Annotated in this window: 17 protein-coding genes and 1 tRNA gene; 4 read left to right on the top strand and 14 right to left on the bottom strand. The window is 59.6% G+C overall.

The genetic code is table 11. The features are described from left to right. Nucleotides 1–11: 11 nt before the first annotated feature. The 4 genes from CAPSK01_RS20480 to CAPSK01_RS20465 all read right to left on the bottom strand — a co-directional run bounded on the left by CAPSK01_RS20480 (nt 12) and on the right by CAPSK01_RS20465 (nt 6,004). Nucleotides 12–1,016 (bottom strand): sulfate ABC transporter substrate-binding protein, encoded by a 1,005-nt coding sequence (locus CAPSK01_RS20480; RefSeq protein WP_034931279.1) that lies wholly within the window; start codon nt 1,014–1,016, stop codon nt 12–14. A gap of 160 nt (nt 1,017–1,176) precedes the next feature. Further along, a complete protein-coding gene (gene pbpG / locus CAPSK01_RS20475) occupies nt 1,177–2,403 on the bottom strand; it encodes a D-alanyl-D-alanine endopeptidase (RefSeq protein WP_034931277.1) in 1,227 nt (408 codons plus the stop codon). A gap of 120 nt (nt 2,404–2,523) precedes the next feature. Continuing rightward, entirely contained in the window at nt 2,524–3,657 is a 1,134-nt protein-coding gene (locus CAPSK01_RS20470) for a patatin-like phospholipase family protein (protein ID WP_034931275.1), read from the bottom strand. A 46-nt stretch (nt 3,658–3,703) separates the two neighbouring features. Continuing rightward, nucleotides 3,704–6,004: an NADP-dependent malic enzyme gene (locus CAPSK01_RS20465; protein ID WP_034931271.1), complete on the bottom strand. Its 2,301-nt coding sequence runs from the start codon at nt 6,002–6,004 to the stop codon at nt 3,704–3,706. A gap of 348 nt (nt 6,005–6,352) precedes the next feature. On the opposite strand from CAPSK01_RS20465, the gene CAPSK01_RS20460 reads away from it, so the two are divergent. Beyond that, nucleotides 6,353–8,191: a phosphoenolpyruvate carboxykinase (GTP) gene (locus CAPSK01_RS20460; protein WP_034931263.1), complete on the top strand. Its 1,839-nt coding sequence runs from the start codon at nt 6,353–6,355 to the stop codon at nt 8,189–8,191. Nucleotides 8,192–8,291: 100 nt separating this feature from the next. Beyond that, nucleotides 8,292–9,452 (top strand): pyridoxal phosphate-dependent aminotransferase, encoded by a 1,161-nt coding sequence (locus tag CAPSK01_RS20455; RefSeq protein ID WP_034931645.1) that lies wholly within the window; start codon nt 8,292–8,294, stop codon nt 9,450–9,452. A gap of 65 nt (nt 9,453–9,517) precedes the next feature. Here the strand turns inward: CAPSK01_RS20455 and ampD are convergent, their stop codons facing one another. The 8 genes from ampD to CAPSK01_RS20415 all read right to left on the bottom strand — a co-directional run bounded on the left by ampD (nt 9,518) and on the right by CAPSK01_RS20415 (nt 17,082). Continuing rightward, nucleotides 9,518–10,090 carry a 1,6-anhydro-N-acetylmuramyl-L-alanine amidase AmpD gene (gene ampD, locus CAPSK01_RS20450; RefSeq protein ID WP_034931642.1) on the bottom strand — a complete coding sequence of 191 codons (573 nt, stop codon included), beginning with the start codon at nt 10,088–10,090 and terminating at the stop codon, nt 9,518–9,520. Between the two features lie 5 nt (nt 10,091–10,095). Continuing rightward, entirely contained in the window at nt 10,096–11,466 is a 1,371-nt protein-coding gene (locus tag CAPSK01_RS20445; protein WP_273704202.1) for a sigma-54 dependent transcriptional regulator, read from the bottom strand. Next, nucleotides 11,460–13,049, bottom strand: coding sequence for an ATP-binding protein (locus CAPSK01_RS20440; RefSeq protein ID WP_034931261.1), 1,590 nt, complete (start codon nt 13,047–13,049; stop codon nt 11,460–11,462). The genes CAPSK01_RS20445 and CAPSK01_RS20440 overlap by 7 nt, the downstream gene beginning before the upstream one ends. A 394-nt stretch (nt 13,050–13,443) precedes the next feature. Further along, nucleotides 13,444–13,520 (bottom strand) — tRNA-Pro (locus tag CAPSK01_RS20435). An 18-nt stretch (nt 13,521–13,538) separates the two neighbouring features. Further along, a complete protein-coding gene (locus CAPSK01_RS20430; RefSeq protein WP_034931634.1) occupies nt 13,539–14,507 on the bottom strand; it encodes a polyprenyl synthetase family protein in 969 nt (322 codons plus the stop codon). 55 nt (nt 14,508–14,562) lie between these two features. Continuing rightward, a complete protein-coding gene (locus CAPSK01_RS20425; RefSeq protein WP_273704201.1) occupies nt 14,563–15,741 on the bottom strand; it encodes a THUMP domain-containing protein in 1,179 nt (392 codons plus the stop codon). Nucleotides 15,742–15,766: 25 nt separating this feature from the next. Continuing rightward, entirely contained in the window at nt 15,767–16,183 is a 417-nt protein-coding gene (locus tag CAPSK01_RS20420) for a CopD family protein (protein WP_034931259.1), read from the bottom strand. After that, nucleotides 16,177–17,082 carry an SDR family oxidoreductase gene (locus tag CAPSK01_RS20415; protein WP_034931254.1) on the bottom strand — a complete coding sequence of 302 codons (906 nt, stop codon included), beginning with the start codon at nt 17,080–17,082 and terminating at the stop codon, nt 16,177–16,179. The genes CAPSK01_RS20420 and CAPSK01_RS20415 overlap by 7 nt, the downstream gene beginning before the upstream one ends. Nucleotides 17,083–17,121: 39 nt before the next feature. Between CAPSK01_RS20415 and CAPSK01_RS20410 the strand changes: the two genes are divergently transcribed. Together CAPSK01_RS20410 and CAPSK01_RS20405 are read left to right on the top strand one after the other, a co-directional pair. Beyond that, on the top strand, nt 17,122–18,216 hold the full coding sequence (locus CAPSK01_RS20410; protein ID WP_034931253.1) for a CDP-6-deoxy-delta-3,4-glucoseen reductase: 1,095 nt from the start codon (nt 17,122–17,124) through the stop codon (nt 18,214–18,216). A 7-nt stretch (nt 18,217–18,223) separates the two neighbouring features. Further along, nucleotides 18,224–19,381, top strand: coding sequence for an HDOD domain-containing protein (locus tag CAPSK01_RS20405; RefSeq protein ID WP_273704200.1), 1,158 nt, complete (start codon nt 18,224–18,226; stop codon nt 19,379–19,381). A gap of 166 nt (nt 19,382–19,547) precedes the next feature. On the opposite strand, the gene CAPSK01_RS20400 is transcribed toward CAPSK01_RS20405, so the two are convergent. Both CAPSK01_RS20400 and CAPSK01_RS20395 read right to left on the bottom strand, forming a co-directional pair. Beyond that, nucleotides 19,548–20,492 (bottom strand): hypothetical protein, encoded by a 945-nt coding sequence (locus CAPSK01_RS20400; protein ID WP_273704199.1) that lies wholly within the window; start codon nt 20,490–20,492, stop codon nt 19,548–19,550. Between the two features lie 66 nt (nt 20,493–20,558). Further along, nucleotides 20,559–21,107, bottom strand: a 549-nt coding sequence (locus CAPSK01_RS20395) for an FUSC family protein (protein ID WP_034931250.1), incomplete at its 5' end; no start/stop codon positions are given.

Genomic DNA, 21,107 nt, shown 5'->3' with positions numbered 1-21,107 from the left:
CGGCAGTGCACCTACTTCTGCTGATAGATCTGGTCGAAAGTCCCGCCATCCCTGAAGTGCGTCGGATAGGCCTTGGCCCAGCCGCCGAAAACTTCGTCGACACTGAAAGTCTTGATCGGGGGAAACTGCGCCACATATTTTTTCAGTATCTCCTGGTTGCGCGGCCGCAAATAGTTCTGAGCGGCGTTTTCCTGGCCCACCGGCGACCACAGGAAATCCAGATAGGCCTGTGCCGCCTTGCGCGTACCTTTCTTGTCGACCACCTTGTCAATGATGGCAACGGGAAATTCGGTGAGGATCGACAACGAAGGGTACACCACTTCAAACTCGCCCTTGCCGAACTCACGGGCAATCAGTTCGGCCTCACTCTCGAAGGAAATCAGCACATCACCAATCTTTCGCTGCATGAAAGTGGTGGTCGCGTCGCGACCACCGGCGGCGAACAAGGGGACGTTCTTCAGCAGCCGGCCAACGAAATCCTGCGCTGTCCGGTCGTTGGCACCGGCCTGACCGAGTGCGTAGCCCCACGCGGCAAGATAGGTGTAACGGCCATTGCCGGTGTTCTTGGGATGCGGCAGGATCACCTGGACTCCCGGTTTGACGAGATCACTCCAGTCCCTCAAGCCTTTCGGGTTACCCTTGCGAACGATGAACACCATCGTCGACGTGTAGGGCGACGCGTTGTTCGGAAATTTCTTCGCGTAGTCCCTGGCCACCAGCCCTTTCTCGGCGAGAAAGTCGACATCGGACGCCTGATTCATGGTCACCACGTCGGCCTCCAGACCGTCGGCGACAGCCCGCACCTGCTTGCTCGATCCCGCATGCGACTGCTTCAACTCGATCGACTCACCGGAAAGCGCTTTCCAGTGTTTCTGGAACATCGGGTTGTAGTCTTTATAAAAATCCCGGGCAACGTCGTACGAGACGTTGAGCAGGCTGCTCCCTTCGGCAAAAGCCAAGGTGACAGAAAAAGTTAACGTCAAGACCAGGAACAACTGGTGAATCACTCGTAACATACCCGACTCCAGAATACCGAAAGTATTGCCACTATAGCCAAGGGTTTTAGAACCACAAAGCCTGAATGCTTATTTGTTTATACTCATAAGAGCTATAACTCCTGGAAACCGGTAAAAAAAAAGCCACGGCATACCGTGGCTTGTCATTCGAAAAACCTGGTCAAACGCGTGTCGGCAGCTTACCCGTCACTGATGCACTTTCCATCCAGCGCTTGATGCGATTGGCGTCGCCAATGCGTGTCTGCTTGCCGGCCGAGTCAAGCAGCACGATCACGACTGGTTTGTCCGCAACACGCGCCTGCATGACCAGACACTTGCCGGCTTCCTGAATGTAGCCAGTTTTCGACAATCCGATCTCCCAGGTGGGACTACTGACCAACTGATTGGTGTTGTGAAAGTCAAGCTCGCGGCCCTTGACTTCGGTACGCACCCCCGGGGTTGTCGAGAACTCGCGAATCAAGGGATAGTGATGTGCCGCCGCAACCATTCGTGCCAGGTCGTGTGCCGTGGAGACGTTGTTGCTATTGAGACCGGTGGGATCCTCAAAATGCGAACTGCTCATCCCGAGCGACGCCGCCTTGCGATTCATCGCCGCGACGAAAGCCGGCAAGCCGCCTGGGTAATGGCGTCCGAGGGCATTGGCTGCGCGGTTCTCGGAAGACATCAGCGCCAGCAGCAGGGCCGTTTCACGCGTGATCACGGTGCCTACTCCGAGGCGTGAACGGCTACCGCGCAGGTAGTCGACATCCTCATCGCTGATCGTGATCGGCGACTGAAGATTGGGCATGCTGTCAAGTACGACCATCGCCGTCATCAGTTTGGTGATCGATGCGACCGGTACAATGGCGTTGGCGTTCTTTTCGTACAGCGGCTCACCACCGTCCTGGGCGATCACCAGTGCAGACCCCGACTGGACGGCCAAACGTCCCGGATCCTGCCAGAGATCAACATGACCGGCGAGAACTTTGGTCAGATTCTTTTTCTGAAACGTATGTGTCAATCCACCACTCGCCTCTGGCGAGGCGTACTTGCCGATCCGCGCGACGCTTGCGGACTCGGCTACCCGAACCCCTGACTTGTCCTGACGAGCCAAAGGTGCCGCCATCCCGTGCCGGGTTGGCGGCAACGCCTTATCCTTGCCGGCGATTGGCTCGACCTTGCCCCTGCTCGCCGAGGAACGGGAAGAACTCGTCCGGGCCACCGGCTCGACCTTGCCTTTCTGGGCGACCGCTTCCCCTTTGCCCTTCTGGATGACCGGAAAAGGCTTGTTCTTCTGCAACTCAGTCTTGCCTTTGCCCTTCTCCAGCGCATGGGCGTCTTCCATCGTCAGCGTCGCCGTTCCCACCATGGCGCCGAGCAGTAATGCTGTTCTCAATGTCATCCGCATTGCAAACCTCCCGCATGATTCGATTTTTCGACCATTCTACAACAGACCACCGTCTGGTCACTATAGCTCATGAAAAAGAAAGGGATAGCCAAATGATATGATAAATTACATCAAGCGTATTCAGCATTCAAGAAAAGCTTTGACTTCTCCACGACGCGCCATCGTGTCCTTGTAGCCGAGGTCGATCAATGCCTGGGTGTAGGGTTGTTCGAACAGAAGGTAGCTGGTCAAAGCCCCGCCGCGCCGATTCATGGCCCCCAGGCCGCGCAGCAGCGTTCTCACTGTCAGGGGTAGCGCACTGGCATGGCGTGCGGCAAGGTAATCAATACGCTCGGACGGAGTGATGATCAGGGACTGCACCGACCGCAGAGCAATATTGCCGCTGGCCAGCAAATCCTCCGGGATTTTCAAGAGTGTCTGGTTGATTCGCTCCATCCGCTCCACGTCAACGGCCAGACTATCCAGAAAGATCGATGACAGCACATGCCCGGCAATCTGCGCCAGCGTCGGATAGCTCTGTGAACTCTGCCGCCCCGTTGTATCGTTTATTTGCGCGACGCCGATGATCAGGATCTTCTCTGCGCCGAGATGGATCGCGGGCGAGATCGGGGCCATTTGGCGCATCGACCCATCGCCAAAATACTCGCGATTGAGGTACACCGCAGGAAAGATGAAGGGGAGCGCACTCGATGCCATCAGATGATCAACCGACAGATGTGCGCGACAGCCAACGCGATGCGTGCGCCGCCACCTCTCCACCTCCGGATGCCCCTGAAAGAAACTGACGCCATGACCCGTCATGTACCCCGATGCAGTAATGCTGACAGCGTAAAGTGCGCCACTGGAGATGCAGCGATCGATATTGCCGAAATTCAAGCGCTGTTCGAGAAGCTTGCGCAGCGGCTGGTTATCCAGCAACGAACGCGGACTGCGCTGAATCACCCAGCCGAACAGCAGGGCACTCAGCCAGCGGACCCCGGCCATCCCCATGCCAAGCAGATCAGACCGATAGATCTGTCCGGCGTGCATGTTGCGCCAGACATCCGCCAGCGCTTCGACGGCAGCGCTGAAGTTGTTGGCATAACACGCCAGGGTAGCCGCGTTGACAGCACCGGCAGAGGTGCCGCAAAGAATCGGGAACGGATTGGTCGTCGGGTCGCCAAGCAATTCACGAATGGCCAGCAGAACACCCACCTGATACGCGGCCCGCGCTCCCCCGCCACCAAGAACCAGAGCAGTCTTGCCGTTTACCATCGGATCTTAAGTAGGGGCACTGCTGCGCGCAAAATAGGATAGGGACTCAGCGCTCATTCATCAGCTTGTCGACCACCGTCAGTGCGGTCATGTTGACAATCCGTCGAACCGTCGCCGTCGAAGTCAGGATATGCACCGGGTGTGCGGCCCCGAGCAGGATCGGTCCAATCGTCAGGTTGTCGCCGGACGCAATCTTCAGCAGGTTGAATGAAATATTGGCCGCATCGAGCGTCGGCATGATCAGCAAGTTGGCTGCCCCCTTGAGACGCGCATCGCTGGGGAATACCCGCTGCCGGATGTGCTCGTCAAGCGCCGCATCACCGTGCATTTCGCCCTCAAGCTCAAGGCGCGGCGCGCGTTCCTTCAATAGCTGAAGGGCGGCGCGCATCTTCAGTGCAGTTGGCGTGTTCGCTGAACCGAAAGACGAATGCGACAACAGTGCAACACGCGGGGTCACGCCGAAACGGCGAACCTCGTCGGCAGCCAGGAGTGTCATATCCACCAACTGCTCTGCCGACGGATCGTAGCTGATGTAGGTATCGGCGATGAACAGCGTGCGATCCGGCAATACCAGGAGACTCATCGCGTAGAGGTTGCGAACTCCCGGCGCCAGGCCGATGACATTTTCCACATACTCGCGATGCACGTCATGGCGACCAAAAGTGCCGCAAATGAGGCCGTCGGCGTCACCCATGCGCACCATCATCGCGCCGAACAGCGAGGCACGACGCCGTACCTCGCGCCGGGCAAATTCGGCCGAAACGCCTTTTCGCTCCATCAAACGCCGGTATTCCCGCCAGTAAGTTTCGAAGTGCTCGTCGAAAAATTCGTTGTTGTCGGCATAGACGACGTCGAAGTCAACCCCGGGAGACACGCGCAGGTTCAGCGCCACAAGCTTACGAGTGATGTCTTTTAAGTCACCGATCAGAATCGGCCTCGCGATCCCCTCGTCAACGATCACCTGCACCGCACGCAGCACTCGATCATCCTCCCCTTCCGCAAAAACGATGCGTCTGGGAGCTTGCTTGGCCTGCGAGAAGACCGGCTTCATGATCAGGCCGAAGTGATAAACGAATTCGTTCAGACTTTCCCGATAGGCCTCGAGATCCTTGATGGGCCTGCTCGCCACCCCGGAGGCCATGGCTGCCTCGGCAACCGCCGGCGCAATCTTGCCAATCAGGCGCGGATCGAAAGGATTCGGAATCAGATACTCTGGTCCGAAGTTGGAATGCTTTTCGCCATACGCCTTGACCGCGACCTCCGATTGCTCGACGCGGGCAAGTTCCGAGATCGCCTTGACTGCGGCCAGCTTCATCGCTTCGGTAATGGTGGTCGCGCCGACATCGAGTGCACCGCGAAAAATGAAGGGAAAGCACAGTACGTTATTGACCTGGTTCGGATAGTCCGAACGGCCGGTGGCAATGATCGCGTCGTTGCGGATCGCCTGCACGTCTTCGGGCCGGATTTCCGGATTGGGATTCGCCAATGCCATGATCAGGGGTGCAGGCGCCATTCTCGCCACCATCTCCTGCTTGAGGACTCCACCGGCCGACAGCCCGAGGAAGACGTCGGCGCCCTCGATGACGTCGGCCAATGTACGGGCATCGGTCCGCTTTGCGTAACGCCCCTTGATTTCGTCCATGTCTTCGACGCGGCCCTCATAGATCAGGCCCTGGATGTCGGTTACCCAGATGTTCTCGACCGGAATGCCCAGCATCACCAGCAGGTCGAGGCAGGCGAGCGCGGCGGCGCCGGCCCCCGAGGTGACCAGCTTGACCTGATGCAGTTCCTTGCCCTGCAGGAACAAGCCATTGAGAATGGCCGCGCCAACGACGATCGCCGTGCCGTGCTGATCGTCGTGAAAAACCGGAATCTTCATCCTTGCGCGCAGTTTCTTCTCGACATGGAAGCACTCCGGTGCCTTGATATCTTCGAGGTTGATGCCACCAAAAGTCGGCTCCAGTGAGGAGATGATTTCCACCAGACGATCAGGATCGCGCTCCTCGATTTCCAGGTCAAAAGCGTCGATATTGGCGAACTTCTTGAACAACACTGCCTTGCCTTCCATCACCGGTTTGGCAGCCAGCGGACCGATCGCTCCGAGGCCAAGTACCGCGGTGCCATTGGTGATGACACCGACCAGGTTGGCACGCGAGGTCAGCGTGCTCGCCTCACCCGGCAGAGCGGCAATCTCTTCGCAGGCCGCAGCCACCCCCGGAGAGTAGGCCATCGACAGGTCGTACTGGTTGGCCAGTTGCTTGGTCGGCTGTATCGATACCTTGCCCGGCTTGGGATGGCGATGGTAGAACAGGGCGGCAGTACGTAACGGGTCTTTTTCTTTGTTCATCGTTCACTCTCCTGACGGGTATCAATGTACAGCAGCATCGCATGGCCGGCCGACAATCCGACTCGCTTTCGCCAGATCGCTGATGCCCTCTCGGTGGAGCAACATCTGTCGATGGAGCGTTGGCGCAGATCGGACCTGTGGCATAATTACACAAACACCGATCTCCTTGTAGCACCCGTGCCTCGCATGCTGTCATCCACCCTGCACCAGGCTTGTTTTTCACCCGCCGCGACCGACGCGCCGCACTCAAATGGGCCGGAAAACCATGCCGCTTTTCGGCCGTTTTTCCCTGCCCGCGCCGCTCCACGGTAACTTCTGCTTCTCTACCTTCCTTCGAGAGTGATCACCATGAACCAGACTGTTTCCATCAATGCCCCCGATTACGTCAAACATGAACGCCTGAAGCAATGGGTTGCGGAGATTGCAGCCCTCACCGAACCGGCCAATGTCGTCTGGGCCGACGGTTCTGAGGAAGAATACGACCGGCTTTGCGCCGAGCTGGTCGCCGCCGGCACCTTCACCAAGCTCAAGAAGCGCAAGAACTCTTTCCTGGCATTTTCCGATCCATCCGACGTTGCTCGCGTCGAGGATCGCACGTACATCTGTTCCGAGAAGAAGGAAAACGCCGGCCCGACCAATAACTGGGAAGACCCGGCCAAGATGCGTGGAATCCTCAGCGGCCTGTTCAAGGGCTGCATGAAGGGTCGCACGATGTACGTGATCCCGTTCTCGATGGGTCCGATCGGATCGCCGATCGCCCAGATCGGCATCGAGATCAGCGACAGCGCCTACGTGGTGGTCAATATGCGGATCATGACGCGCATGGGCAAGGCGGTCTTCCCCGTGCTCGGTACCGATGGCGAGTTCGTTCCCTGCGTGCACTCGATCGGCGCTCCCAAGGAGCCCGGCCAGACCGATCCGCGCTGGCCGTGCAACCCGACCACCAAGTACATCGTACACTATCCCGAAACCCGCGAAATCTGGTCCTACGGATCGGGCTACGGCGGCAACGCACTGCTCGGCAAGAAGTGCCTGGCTCTGCGCATCGCGTCGAACATGGCCCGTGACGACGGCTGGATGGCTGAACACATGCTGATCCTCGGCGTTGAATCGCCCAGCGGTGACAAGCACTACGTCGCCGCCGCTTTTCCGTCGGCCTGCGGCAAGACCAACTTCGCCATGCTGGTCCCGCCGAAGAGCCTCGGCGGCTGGAAGATCACCACCATCGGCGACGACATCGCCTGGATCAAGCCACGTGTCGGCAAGGATGGGAAAACCCGCCTGTACGCCATCAACCCGGAAGCCGGATTCTTCGGTGTGGCGCCTGGCACCAACGACAAGACCAACTTCAATGCCATGGCCTCGCTCGCCGAAAACACCATCTTCACCAATGTCGCGCTGACCGACGACGGCGACGTCTGGTGGGAAGGCATGGGCCCGGCGCCGGCGCACGCCATCGACTGGCAGGGCAACGACTGGACGCCGCAAATTGCCAAGGAGAAGGGCACCAAGGCCGCACACCCGAACTCCCGTTTCACTGCCCCTGCTTCGCAGTGCCCGTGCATCGACGAGAACTGGCAAAGCACCGAAGGGGTGCCCATTTCGGCTTTCCTATTCGGTGGCCGGCGCGCCTCGACGGTGCCACTGGTCTGCCAGACGCTGGACTGGGAGCACGGCGTCTACGCCGCCGCCACGCTCGGTTCCGAAACGACTGCAGCCGCCTTCGGTCAGCAAGGCGTCGTTCGCCGTGACCCGTTTGCCATGCTGCCGTTCTGCGGCTACCACATGGCCGACTACTACAGCCACTGGCTGAAGATGGGCAGCGCAGCCGACACACCCGTGCCAATCTTCATGGTCAACTGGTTCCGGATGAACGAAAAGGGCGAGTTTGCCTGGCCAGGCTTCGGGGACAACGCACGCGTCCTCAAGTGGATCATCGAACGCTGCGAAGGCAAGGCTGCCGCCAGGCAGACCATCCTCGGATCGATGCCCAACTACGAGGATATCGACTGGGCCGGCATTGAATTCTCCCAAGAAGAATTCGCCGGTGTCACCAGCCTCGACAAAGAGGCCTGGCTGAGCGAACTCGAAGGCGTCAAGGACTGGTTCGCGAAGATGGGCGACAAGATGCCTGCCCAGCTCGTAGACATCCGCGACAAGTTCGAGAAGGCATTCCAGGCAGCCTGAGCATCAGAGAACATCCAGAGGCCGCCTCCGGGCGGCCTTTTTTTGGCCAGCGTCATCTCTTGTGGTTAAACTGCTGGTTTTCACCAAACCGATTCCAACCATGCCGACCTTTCCCGCCAGCCGCCTCGCCAACATAGCCCCTTTTCATGTCATGGAGTTGATGGCGCGTGCCAGGGCACTTGAAGCCGAAGGTCGCGACATCATCCACATGGAAATCGGCGAACCTGACTTCCCAACGCCGGAACCGGTCATCGCCGCCGCCCGGACCAGTCTCGCAAGCGGTCGCGTATTCTATACGCCCGCACTTGGCCTGCCCGAGTTGCGCCGTGCCATTGCCGACTTTTACCAGACACGCTACGGTATCAGTATCCCCGCCGCCCGCATAGCGGTCACTGCGGGAGCCTCCGGCGCCCTGCTGCTGACCCTCGCCTGCCTGGTTGAGGTGGGCAGTGAATGGCTGCTCAGCGATCCTGGTTATCCGTGCAATCGTCACTTCATCCGGAGTTTCGAAGGCGTGCCGATCGGCATCCCAGTCGGCCCGGCGAGCAACTTTCAACCGACCCTGGCAGATTTCAAAGCGCACTGGAATGAACGCTCAGCCGGGGTGCTGCTCGCTTCGCCGGCCAACCCCACCGGCACCATGCTGAGCGGCGAACAACTGGCAGCGATCGCTGAATTTGTTCGTCAACACCAAGGACAACTGATTGTCGATGAGATCTATCACGGCCTCACCTATGAGGGTGACGCTCAAACAGCACTGCAATTCGGCGACGACATTTTTGTCGTGCAGAGCTTTTCCAAGTATTTCAACATGACCGGCTGGCGACTCGGTTGGCTCATCGTCCCCGAACGTTTCACCCGCGACATCGAAAAGCTCGCGCAGAATCTCTACATCTCGCCATCGACACCGGCACAGCATGCCGCGCTCGCGGCCTTCGCGCCGGCGACGATCAGCCTCCTCGAAGCACGGCGCGCAGAGTTTCGGCGCCGGCGCGACTTCCTCGCGCCGGCGCTCGCAAACCTCGGTTTCCAGCTCACGGCCAAGCCGCAGGGTGCCTTCTATATCTACGCCGACTGCAGCGCTCTGACCAGCAACAGCGATCGCTTTGCTCGTGACCTGATCGAATCGGCAGGTGTCGCGACGACCCCTGGCCTCGACTTCGGCACGCACGCGCCGAACCAGCATATGCGCTTTGCTTACACCACCACGCTCGAACGTCTCGCCGAGGCGGTCGACAGAATCCGCCGCTTTCTGGGTTGAGCGTCGTGAGTTGACCTTTCCCTGGTCTGGCCTTGAGCTGTGTTCTCGCTTGACGGGCCCGACGCTCAGGGCAAGACCCCGGGAAGATCGCCGATGGCCGCAAGGCGCTGCCAGTCGAAGCAGGGGCCGGGATCGGTCTTGCGACCTGGCGAGATGTCACTGTGTCCGGCAACCGCTGCAATCGGGTAATGAATACACAACAGCCGCAGCAGTTCCAGTAGACGCAAGTACTGTCCGTCCTCGAATGGCAGCTCGTCACAGCCTTCCAGTTCAATCCCCAAGGAGAAGTCGTTGCACCGCGGTCGCCCCTGCCAGGAGGAAAGGCCGGCATGCCAAGCACGCTGCCGGCAGGAGACGAACTGGATCAACTCGCCATCGCGACGAATGAGAAAATGCGCAGAGACGCGCAAATGGCTGATCTGCGCGAAGTAGGAGTGGGCGGCAGCGTCGATCCGATTGGTGAACAAGTGCACGATACCCTCACCACCGAACTGTGCCGGTGGCAGGCTGATGGCATGGACAACGATCAGCGAAATGGTCTCGCCCAGCGGACGTTCATCACAATTGGGCGATTCGATATGCCGCACGCCCGCAAGCCAGCCGTCAGGCCTGATTTCCGGAACGGTCGCCCAGCGCAGGGAACTCACTCCTCGATACCGAGCCGCTCGATGCGGTAGCGCAGCGAACGGAAAGTCACACCGAGCAGCCTGGCCGCTGCGGTACGGTTGAACGCCGTCTTGGCCAAGGCATCGAGAATCGCTTGCCTCTCGACACGGTTGATGTAGTCGTCGAGCGTTTCATCTTCGCGGCCCACACTGCCGCTGGCCGCCTTTTCCGGCGCCAGACGCAGATCGTCGAGATTCACCGTAGCGTTGTTACACAGGGCGGTAGCCCGCTCGAGGATGTTTTCGAGTTCTCGGACATTACCTGGAAAACTGTACGCTTTCAGCGCCGCCAGGGCTTGCGCTTCCAGTCGTGGCGGATGCGCTCCGCAGATGCGTACCAGCAATGCCTCGACCAGGGGCTCGACATCCTCCTCGCGTTCACGCAAAGGCGGCATTTTGAGTTCGATGACGTTCACCCGGTAATAGAGATCCTGGCGGAAGGTTCCGGCATCGACACAGTCACCGAGCAAACGGTGAGTCGCCGAAATGATGCGCACATCGACGGCTTCTTCGACTGTGCTGCCAACCTTGCGTATCTTCTTTTCCTGTATGGCCCGCAACAGTTTGACCTGCATCGGCAGCGGCAAATCAGCCAATTCGTCGAGAAACAGCGTTCCTCCATGAGCAGCCTGGAAGAATCCCTCGCGATCGCTGTCCGCACCCGTGAATGCACCCTTGCGATAACCAAAGAATTCGCTCTCCATCAGATGCTCGGGAATCGCTCCACAATTCACCGGCACGAAGGGGGCGGCACGACGGGCACTCTGATCGTGTATCAGACGCGCAGCCAGTTCTTTGCCGGTCCCCGACTCCCCGGAGATATAGACCGGTGCCTGAGTGCGGGCCAATTTGTCGATCATGTCACGAACATGTGCAATCGCTGCTGAGGGCCCGATCAGTTGGGCGGCAAGGTCCACCGGCTCATCCCCGAGCACGCCAGCCCGACGACGCGGCAAACTGAGCGCTGATTTGATCAGGCTGCGTAATTGCTCCAGTGCTACCGGTTTGGCCAGATAGTCAAAGGCACCAGCCTTGAGCGCGGCCACCGCGTTCTGGGTACTGCCGAAAGCCGTGATCACTGCGACAGGAGTCTCGCCATAGCGTTCACCGATCAACCGAACGATCTCCAGGCCTTCGCCGTCAGGGAGACGCATGTCGGTCAGACAGAGTTGATAGCGCTGCTGCCCGAGCAACAGACGTGCCTCCGTCACACTCCCCGCACAGTCTGCCGAGAGCCCCATGCGCGCCAGCGTCAGATCGAGAAGCTCACGAATATCCGCCTCATCGTCGACCACCAGCACTCTCGCCAATTCGCCGCGCGGGCGCCGTTCAGTTTTGCCAGCTAACACCCAACCGACCTCCCCAAGAGACAAAAATCGGCACCTGGCCCCGACTTCTGGAGTTCAAGTTGCGCCCCATTTGCTTCACACAACTCACGCGCGATGTAGAGACCCAGACCGGTACCGCGATGATGTGTGGTAAAGAACGGTTCAAAGATCTGTTCGCGACAAGTATCGTCAACGCCCTTCCCATCGTCAATCACATGTAGTTCCAAGTGACCATCGGCCGGGGCGTCACAAACCAGCAGGCGAACGCTACCGGCCGCACGCTGCGAATGCCGCAATGCATTGCCCATCAGATTCCACAATACCCGATGAAAATGCGAACGATCGAAACAAAGGGTGGCCACTCCCCACACCTCAAGACGGACCACATCTGCCGGCAAGTTTTCCTTGACCCGATATTCCTCGATGAACAAAGGCAGGACCTCGCGCAGGTCGATTCGTTCACGATAGCTGCGGTCGCGGCGACCAAGTTCGAGAATATCGTTGACGATACGCTCCAGACGCTGAGTATTGTCAAGAACGATGCGCAACAGGCGCTCATACAATTCGCCACGCCGCTCTTCCCGGAGCAACTCGCCGGCATGACTGATCGCCGAGAGCGGGTTGCGAATCTCGTGCGCGATGTTGGCGGTCAGCCGCCCGAGTGCGGCCAGTTTGATCTGCCGTGCCTGCTCCTGCAAACGGCCGATATCCTCAAGAAAAACGAGCACGTCGTTTTCAGTGCTCGCGGTGCCAACAAACCGCACTCGCAATTGCATGCCACTGGCTGGCACGCTGACCAACGCATCCTCATCACCAGGGTCCCGACACCAGTCAACGAAACCCTGCATCAGTTCAGGCGAACACTCGCTGATTTCACTGCCACCATGCAATGCCAGCAGCTGCCTGGCGCGGGGGTTGCTTTGCCTGACCTGGCCAGCGCGGCTGAGCACGAGCACACCATCCTGCATCTCCTCGATCACGCGCTGGCTGATCACCGTCTGGTTGTTCAGGTCAACGCCGCGCTGTCTCGCCAGCACCTCATTGGCAATCACCCGACGGGCCAGCAGGCGAGCCGATACCGCGACCGCAAAGAACCCGGCACAGAAGACCCCGGTATGGAAGAATCCGGCGGCATCGAAATCATGATGTAGTGTTGCCCGGTAAGACTGTTCGAACAGAACGGCAAGCGTTGCCATCGCCGCATAGAATAACACCAGGCGTCCCTGCCCGACCAAACCGGCACCGGCCAGTGTCACCAGCAGCATGGATCCGAGTCCGCTACCCAGCCCGCCGCCGACGTGAATCAGCCACGTCACCACCAACACATCAACCATGACGCTGACGGTAAGCTGCATGCTGGCATGCTGGCGATGGTTATACGCCAGGATCACCGTCAGCGCAGTACTCACCAGGTAGGCACCGGCCAGCAGCAAGTGCTGCAAGCCCTGTTGCGGGGTCAGCACAAGCAGGACGGACGGGTACAGCAACGTGGAAAAGAAAAGCAGCAAGGCTACCGCGAAGCGATAGAGGTTGAAATAGCGGAGCGATTTCCAGTGTGTCTCGGAGAAGCACTCGGCGCCGACCTTCTCGGGTGTGCTCAACATGGCCGCTCAGGCGCCGTCGGACTGGGCTTCACGAAGGTGGGCAGCGCAGCAATAGTAACGGCCATTGGCCAGAATGCTCTCGCTGACGGGCTGATTGACTCCACAATGAGCACACGGAACCATGCGCTCGGTTTCGAGTTGCTCGACCGGCCGTCGAGTACCGCGGTGTGACGTCCACGACTTTCGCCAAGCCCACCAGACAAACCACACCAGCCCGATTAGCAGTAGAAATTTCGTCATGGCCAGAGAAGTCCTGCAGAGCGATCAAGCATAGCAGAACGGTCGCGGTCAGAGCGTACACTGACCGGATTTTGGCAACCTCCGGGGGAAAGATGCAGGGGACAGGTAGGGGAAGTGCTGGTGGTCGGTTCGGGGAAGACCGACAGGCAACGGTTGGTCGGGGCGAGAGGATTCGAACCTCCGACTCCTGCGTCCCGAACGCAGTACTCTACCAGGCTGAGCTACGCCCCGACCGATGCGACGACAGTGCTAATAGCTTCTAGCGACCGCGAAGAGGCATAATTCTAACAAGGAATCCTTGTATTGAGAAGGGGGGATCTGCTTGAGCGCCAGCGCGGCGCGCTCTGACTCTGCCTTCGCCTTCTGTTTCGCGTATTCGAGCGCCCCCGTTGCGCGAATCGCCGCCAACACCTCGGGCAGGGCATCGCGCCCACCACTCTCGATCGCCTGCCGTACGCAAGCCGCCTGTTCAGCGGTCCCGTTCTGAAGTACGAAAATCAGTGGCAGTGTCGGCTTGCCTTCAGCCAGATCGTCACCGAGATGCTTGCCGGTCTCCAGCTCAGCTCCCGAATAGTCAAGCACGTCGTCAATCAACTGAAACGCCGTCCCCAGATGGATGCCGTAGGTTGCCATCGCCTGTTCGATGGCAACAGTGGCACCACCGATGATCGCACCCAGTTGCGCCGCCGCCTCGAACAGCTTCGCCGTCTTGTAGCGGATGACTTGCAGGTAGCTCGCCTCATCGACGTTGGCATCGTGGCAGTTCATCAATTGCAGCACTTCGCCCTCGGCAATGAGGTTGGTTGCATCTGACAACACCCGCATGATGCGCATGTCGTTGACTGCAACCATCATCTGGAAGGCTCGCGAATAAAGGAAGTCACCCACCAGCACACTGGCCGAGTTGCCGAACATCGCGTTGGCAGTTTCACGGCCGCGCCGCAGATCGGAAGCGTCGACCACATCGTCATGCAGCAGGGTGGCCGTATGGATGAACTCGATCACCGCAGAAAGTTCGTAATGGTGCGTACCGCGATAACCCAGCGCACCGGCTGAAAGCAACACCAGTGCCGGACGCAGTCTCTTGCCACCGCTCTGAACGATGTACTCGGCGACCTGTCGAACCAGTACCACGTCGGAATGGAGTCGCTGGCGGATCACCGCGTCAACCGCTTCCAGATCAGACCTGATCAGGTTGTATAACCGCTCCATTCTCACCACACGGCACCTTGGCACAAAAATTTTGTGATCTTAGGCGCCGGCCTGTTCGGCGTCAACTGCACGAACTGTCAAGAATCAAGGAATTCGCCTTGCTGCCACGGTTGCTGCCCGCCACCATCCGGAATTCATAAAGACGGCATTCCAGTGCCCCGTTGAACAAGGGTGTCTTCTTGCTGGGAGTCAGACGGACCATTTTTGGCAAACGGGTGTCGGCGCTGATCAGGTAGCAGTTCCAGCCAGCGAAACGGCGCTTCAGCGCACTGCCGAGCAAGGGGTAAAACTGTGCCAACTGGTCATGATCGGAGACGCGTTCACCATAGGGCGGATTGCTGACCATCACGCCATGCTCGGCCGGAGCGTTGATTTCAAGCAAGTTGCCGGTGCTTAAGGTGACCAGCGGCAGCAACCCGGCGCGGTCGAGATTGGCCAGCGCGGCGCGCACGGCAACCGGCGAGAGATCGCTGCCAAAAATTCCCGCGTCGGTAGCCGCCGCCTCCCCGGCACGCGCGGCTTCGAGCAGCCGCTGCCAGACCGCCAGATCAAAATGGCGTAGCTGCTCGAAGGCAAAGTGACGCCTCGCGCCAGGCGCCACACCGAGAGCGATTTGCGCTGCTTCAAGCAAAAAGGTGCCGCTGCCGCACATCGGGTCGAGCAGAGCAACGCCCGGCTGCCAGCCGCTGAGGCGCAGAATGCCGGCGGCGAGGTTTTCCTTGAGCGGTGCATCGACAGTCTTCTGGCGAAATCCGCGCTGGTAGAGCGGCGCGCCCGAGGTATCGAGGTAGAGGATGCATTCGTCCTTGCTGATGAAACCGTATACCCGCAGGTCCGGTTGACGCGTATCGACACTCGGACGCTTGCCGGTTTCGCGGCGAAAACGATCACAGATCGCGTCCTTGATTCGCAGGGTCACGAATTCGAGGCTTTTCAGCGGGCTCTTGACGGCGTTGACGTCCACCCGAAAGGTCTGCTCGGAAGCGAACCACTTCGGCCAGGGAGTGTCAAGCGCCAGGCGATAGATGTCCTCTTCGTTGCCATAAGGCGCCAGCGCTACTCGCCAGAGAATGCGCGTGGCAATCCGTGAGTACAGATTGGCACGGTAGCAGACCGGCCAGTCAGCGAGGAAATGCACGCCACCAAAGATCGGTTTGAGACCATGCGCACCCGCCACCATGAGGTCTTCAAGCAGCAGTTGCTCCAAGCCGCGCGGGCAGCTTGCAAAAAAGGTTTCCACGATGGATCGTCTCCCGACAGGCGTACTAGAATGGCTTGACCACGGCCAAGTAGGTCACTGCCAGCAGCACCAGGACCGGCAGTTCATTGAACCAGCGGTACCAGACGTGGCCGTGGCGGTTGCGGCCGGCCCGAAAGTCGCGCAACAAGCGATTGCAATACGCGTGATAGGCCAGCAACGCCACCACCAAACCCGTCTTGGCGTGCAGCCAGCCACCCGAGAAACCGAAACCAAACCATAGCCAGAGGCCCAGGACCACCGCCAGAGCGGCGATCGGAGTCATGAAACGGTAGAGCTTGCCCGCCATCAACAGCAGGCGGTCACGCTCGGCGGCGCTGTTCGGCGCCACCATCGCCAGATTGACAAAGATCCGCGGCAGGTAGAACAGGCCGGCAAACCAACTGACCACCATCCAGAGATGCAACACCTTGACGGTCAGCATCGGTGCGTCCTTTCTGCGCGGGCCGCGGCGATACCATCCTCGACGCGGCTATAGCGCAGCCTGATGTGCAGTTCCTTCTTGATCCGCTGGTTGCTCAGACGGCGCGATTCGCTCATGAAAGACAACTGCAGGGGCGACAGTTGCTGTTCGGCGTCGCGACGCGAAAGACGCGGTACACGCGGCAGATCGAAATGATCGGCAACGAGATCGAAATACTCGCCCATCCTGATTTCCGAATCATCGCTCGCATTGTAAGTGCGGTTGCTGCGCCCATAACGCAGCGCGGCACAGGTCAGCATCACCAGATCCTCGGCATGGATATGGTTGGTATAGACATCGTCGGCCGTGCACAGCGCCGGCGTCCTTTTTTGCAAACGCTCGATCGGCAGGCGATCCGCAGCATAGATCCCGGGGGCACGCAGGATGCTGACAACGACGCCGCGCTGGCCAAAAGCGCGTAACTGGCGCTCGGCGTCAACGCGGCGGCAGGCGCGCGCCGTCTTCGGCCGCAAGTTCTGCGTCTCGTCAATCCGTTCCCCCTGGCAATCGCCATAGACACCACTGGTGCTTATATACACGATGCGCTGTGGTAGACTCCTGCCGCGGGCCAGGGCAGCAAGCAACCCGCTGGTACGGGTATCGCGCTGTCCACCGAGGGGACTTCGTCGGTCGGAATTCGGCGGCGGGGCAAGATGGACGATGACGTCAGCAAGACCGGCAATGCGTTGCAGACTGGCGGGCTGATCCAGGTCGGCCAGGATGGGTCGGGCACCCATGGCGCGCCAGAAGGCGCACTGCCCAGGATCGCGTAACAGCGCAAAAACGCGATAATGGCCCAGCAGGCGAGGAAGCAAGCGGCTGGCAATGTCACCACAACCGACGATCAAGAGTTTTTGCACCGCGCAATTTTACCGGATTAAGGCGTCCGTGGAGAGTCAATGAGTTTTCAGGTCAATGTTCAGCCAAGCCGGCACACCTTTCACGCCGAGCCTGACGAAACAATTCTCGAAGCCGCACTGCGTCAGGGACTGAGTCTTCCGTACGGCTGTCGGGATGGGGTTTGTGGCACCTGTCGAGGCAAGGTTCTGAGCGGCGAACTGGCGCACGGCAAAGCCCCGTTCGAGGTACTCAGTGAGGCCGACCGCCAGGCCGGCTTCGCGCTCTTTTGCTGCGCCATGGCGAGAAGCGACCTGTGCCTGGAGAGCCGGAAAGTCCGATCGATCGAGGATATTCCGATCAGAACCTTGCCGGCACGCGTGCACAAGATCACGCGCGCCGCCCCGGACGTGATCATCATCGACCTCAAACTGCCTGCCAGCGAGCGCCTGCAGTTTCTCGCCGGCCAATACGTGGACATTCTGCTCAAGGAAGGCCGGCGCCGCTCGTTCTCGCTGGCCAACGCACCACATGCAGACGACTTCCTTCAGCTCCATATTCGGCAGGTGCCAGGCGGCCAGTTCACCGGACACGTCTTCGGAACCATGAAGGAACGAGACCTGCTGCGCCTGCGCGGACCACACGGCAGTTTCTTCATGCGCGAGGACTCCCGAAAACCGATGCTGCTGGTTGCCGGCGGTACCGGCTTTGCACCGATCAAGGCAATTGTCGAACATGCCATCGCGGAAGCATGCACCAGGCCGATGTACCTCTATTGGGGGGGGCGCTGTCGCGCCGACCTGTACCTTCTGGCCCTTGCCGAACAGTGGTCTGTGCAGCATCCCCATATTCATTTCACACCGGTCCTATCCGACTCGCCGGCCGCAGAACACTGGCCAGGTCGACGTGGTCTGGTGCATGCAGTGGCCATGGCCGATCACCCCCAGCTTGCTGACTACCAGGCCTACGTCTGTGGTTCACCGGATATGGTGACCGCCGCCAGGCAAGATTTTCTGACCAATTGCCAGTTGCCGGCAGAGGAATTCTTCGCTGACTCCTTCGACTTTGCTGCCGATACGCTGGCGGCAATGAGCACGAATCGTGCGCCGCCTACGAACCATCATCCTTCAAACACCAGGGTTACCTCAGATGAATGAAGTGTTCATGTCCCGCCAAGCTTTGGTCAATCGTCAGAGCCGGATCATCGCCACCCGTCTGACGCTGCATCTGGGCAACGGCAGCGGCATGCAGGACGCAGTGAGCGCCCTCGGTGCGCTGACCGAGGTCTGGCCACCGGGAGGAAAGCCGGTGTTCATCAGTTGCGGCAGCAACTGTGATGCCAGCCTGCTCGACTGGACGACACCGGAAAACGCGACCCTCGAATTCTCTGCGGCAACCTTGCTCAGCCCGCATGGGCCGGACCTGATCGCCGCGCTGGAAACCTGGCAGCCGACGGTGTGCCTACATTTCGATCCGCAAGCGACGCAGGCCTTGACGATCGGCGTGCCGTACCGCTTTATCGGTTTCGACGCACACCGCTTCACGCTATCCCAACTCAAACTGCTCGCTGCCCGGACACGCTCGCTCGGCATCGGCATTGCTTTCAATGTCGACACCGCCAAGGATTTCCGGGCCTGCATCGATGCGGGAATGACGGCCGCTGCCGGCTGGTTTTTCACCTCACCAAGCGACGTACCGGCAAAGAAGCTCAGTGCCGGGCAGGCGAACATCGTACGGGTGCTCAATCTGGTCCGCAAGAATGCCGACATTCGGGAAATCGAAGACGCGCTCAAGCTCGATGTCGCAATTTCGTACAAATTGCTGCGCTACATCAATTCAGCCGGTTTCGGCCTGTCCTGTGAAATCCAGTCGTTCCGGCACGCCGTCAGCATGCTCGGCTACGACAAGCTCAACCGTTGGTTGTCTTTGCTGTTATCGACAGCAAGCAAGGACCCGATGGCACCCGCGCTGATGTACACCGCCCTGCTCAGAGCGCGCCTGATGGAGTTGCTCGCCACCGGTCTGGTCGACAAGACGGAGTACGACAACCTCTTCATCACCGGCGCTTTCTCTTTGCTCGACGCCTTGCTCGGCGTCGGCATGGAGCATGTGCTCGAGGCGATGCGCCTGCCTGAACCGATCTGCGATGCCCTGCTCGGCAGAGGCGGTTGCTATCAACCCTTTCTCGATCTGGCGTTGGCCAGCGAGCGCAATGATGGCGCGGCGATTGCCGAGCAGGCGGCCATGCTTGGACTGACCGCCACGCATTTCAATCGTGCCCAGATACAGGCGCTGGCCTTCGCCGATGCCATGGAGTTCTAGGGTCTGTTGACATGCAATCCAGGGCGCAGAACCCGGCGAAAGCGGCCGACCCCTCAGCCTAAGAACCGTAGCGCAACCGCGCGGACCGCGTTGCGTGCGGCCCAGGGCGAACGGTCGCAGCAGCCACAGAACCCCAGAGGACCCTCTCCTTCCTGGATAGGCTGCGTCACTCGTGAGCCTGCGGCGGATTGCCGTTCATCCGGTACACCAGCCCGGTCTTGGTTGTTCCCAGAGACAGCCAGTCGCGACCGGTCGTTTGCAGTGCAATGAAAAACTGACGGCAGCGTTGCATGGCCTTCTCGTGCAGTTCGTCCCGGCGGGTGAACTTGGCCTGGAATGCAAACTCACCGCAGAGCGGCTTGTGCGTACCGCGCTCGCGCCAGATCGCAATATTGGCGTCGGCGGTAACCCCGTGGCCAAAATCGAAGGTTCCGAGGTCCTGCAGGATCTCTTCGACGATTGCGCCGTTGACCAGTGCCAACTGGTCGTCGCCTGCGAGCTTCAGGGAGTCCAAAGCAGGGAACATCCGCGCCAGACCGCTCAGGAAAGTGTGTGCGCCTTCGGGTTCCTGGCTCAAGGGAAATTGCGCGTTGTGTGAGAACAGCAGGCGATACGACCCGACCTGATCTTTCAACGGGAGCGCCTCTGCCTTGAACTTGATCCGATAGTGGCCGGCAATCTGCGGCCGCACGTCCAGGTCCGCAGCCTTCTGCATTTCCGGATGGCGGAATTTGAAGACGATCTCCGGATCCCCTGCGGGAAAACCGTCTTCGTAGGTGACGCGCTGTCGCAGGATGAACGCATTGTTATAAAGGCGGAAATCGGCGGTGTCAAAAAACTCGACCTCCCGCACCTGTGGCTTTAGGGTCACCCCCTTGTTTGAAAAACCAATCCCGAACTCTTTCGCTGTCTGACGAGCGAGTTCTCCGTACTCGAAGAATACTTTCGCAGCGATGAAACGATCGGGTTTCAGGATCAGCTTGCACTCGAGATACTGCACCTCATCGAGCGGATGACCATCCGAATACTTTCCCTGTTTGAGCTTGAGAAACCGCTCGTGACCCATGCCTTCGTCAGCTTTCGGCAGCGTGCCGTTTTCCTGGTTCGCCATTTCGCTTGGTTCCTTTATGGTAAAAAACGTTTGCTAAACCCCGATCGCGGGTAACTTGGTGAAACATTATGGTCCTGACGCACCGCTTTCCTTGCCGGCAACGTGCACCGGCCAGATTCTCGACATCAGCCAAGTGAAAAACAGGCCGACAATGCAACCGAGCAGGACCTCGATCACGCGCATCAGGCCGTCTTCAATGCCGACTTCCTTGGAATGATGCATCAGCCCCGAGGCGATCACCAGCGCAGCAGTGATCGGTGCCTGACGCCACATCGCCGGTACGCGAACGACGTAGGTCGAGAGCAGGACTGTCACCGCCATGGCCAGCGGCAGCTTCCACTGGCTCGAACTGCCGACGACCAGGAACAGCAAGCCAACGGTACAGCCAAGCAAGGTATTGAAAATCCGCCCACGGAAAGTGGCCAGCGCCTCGTGCATGTTCGGATCGCTCACGGCGATCATCGCGCTGATTGCCCAGATCGGATTGGTACCGACCCCCATCTGCAGCAACAACCAAAGCGTGCCACTCGCGATAAAGATGTGCGCGGCGAAACGCACGCCGGTCAGATCGGCTTGCCGCAGTCGCTGTACGGCGCTCGGCAGCCGATCGAAGCC

The organism is Candidatus Accumulibacter vicinus (genome assembly GCF_000584955.1).
Lineage (GTDB): Bacteria > Pseudomonadota > Gammaproteobacteria > Burkholderiales > Rhodocyclaceae > Accumulibacter > Accumulibacter vicinus.
The sequence above is the reverse complement of the archived record's forward strand: the minus strand, read 5'-3'. Positions and strand labels throughout refer to the sequence as shown.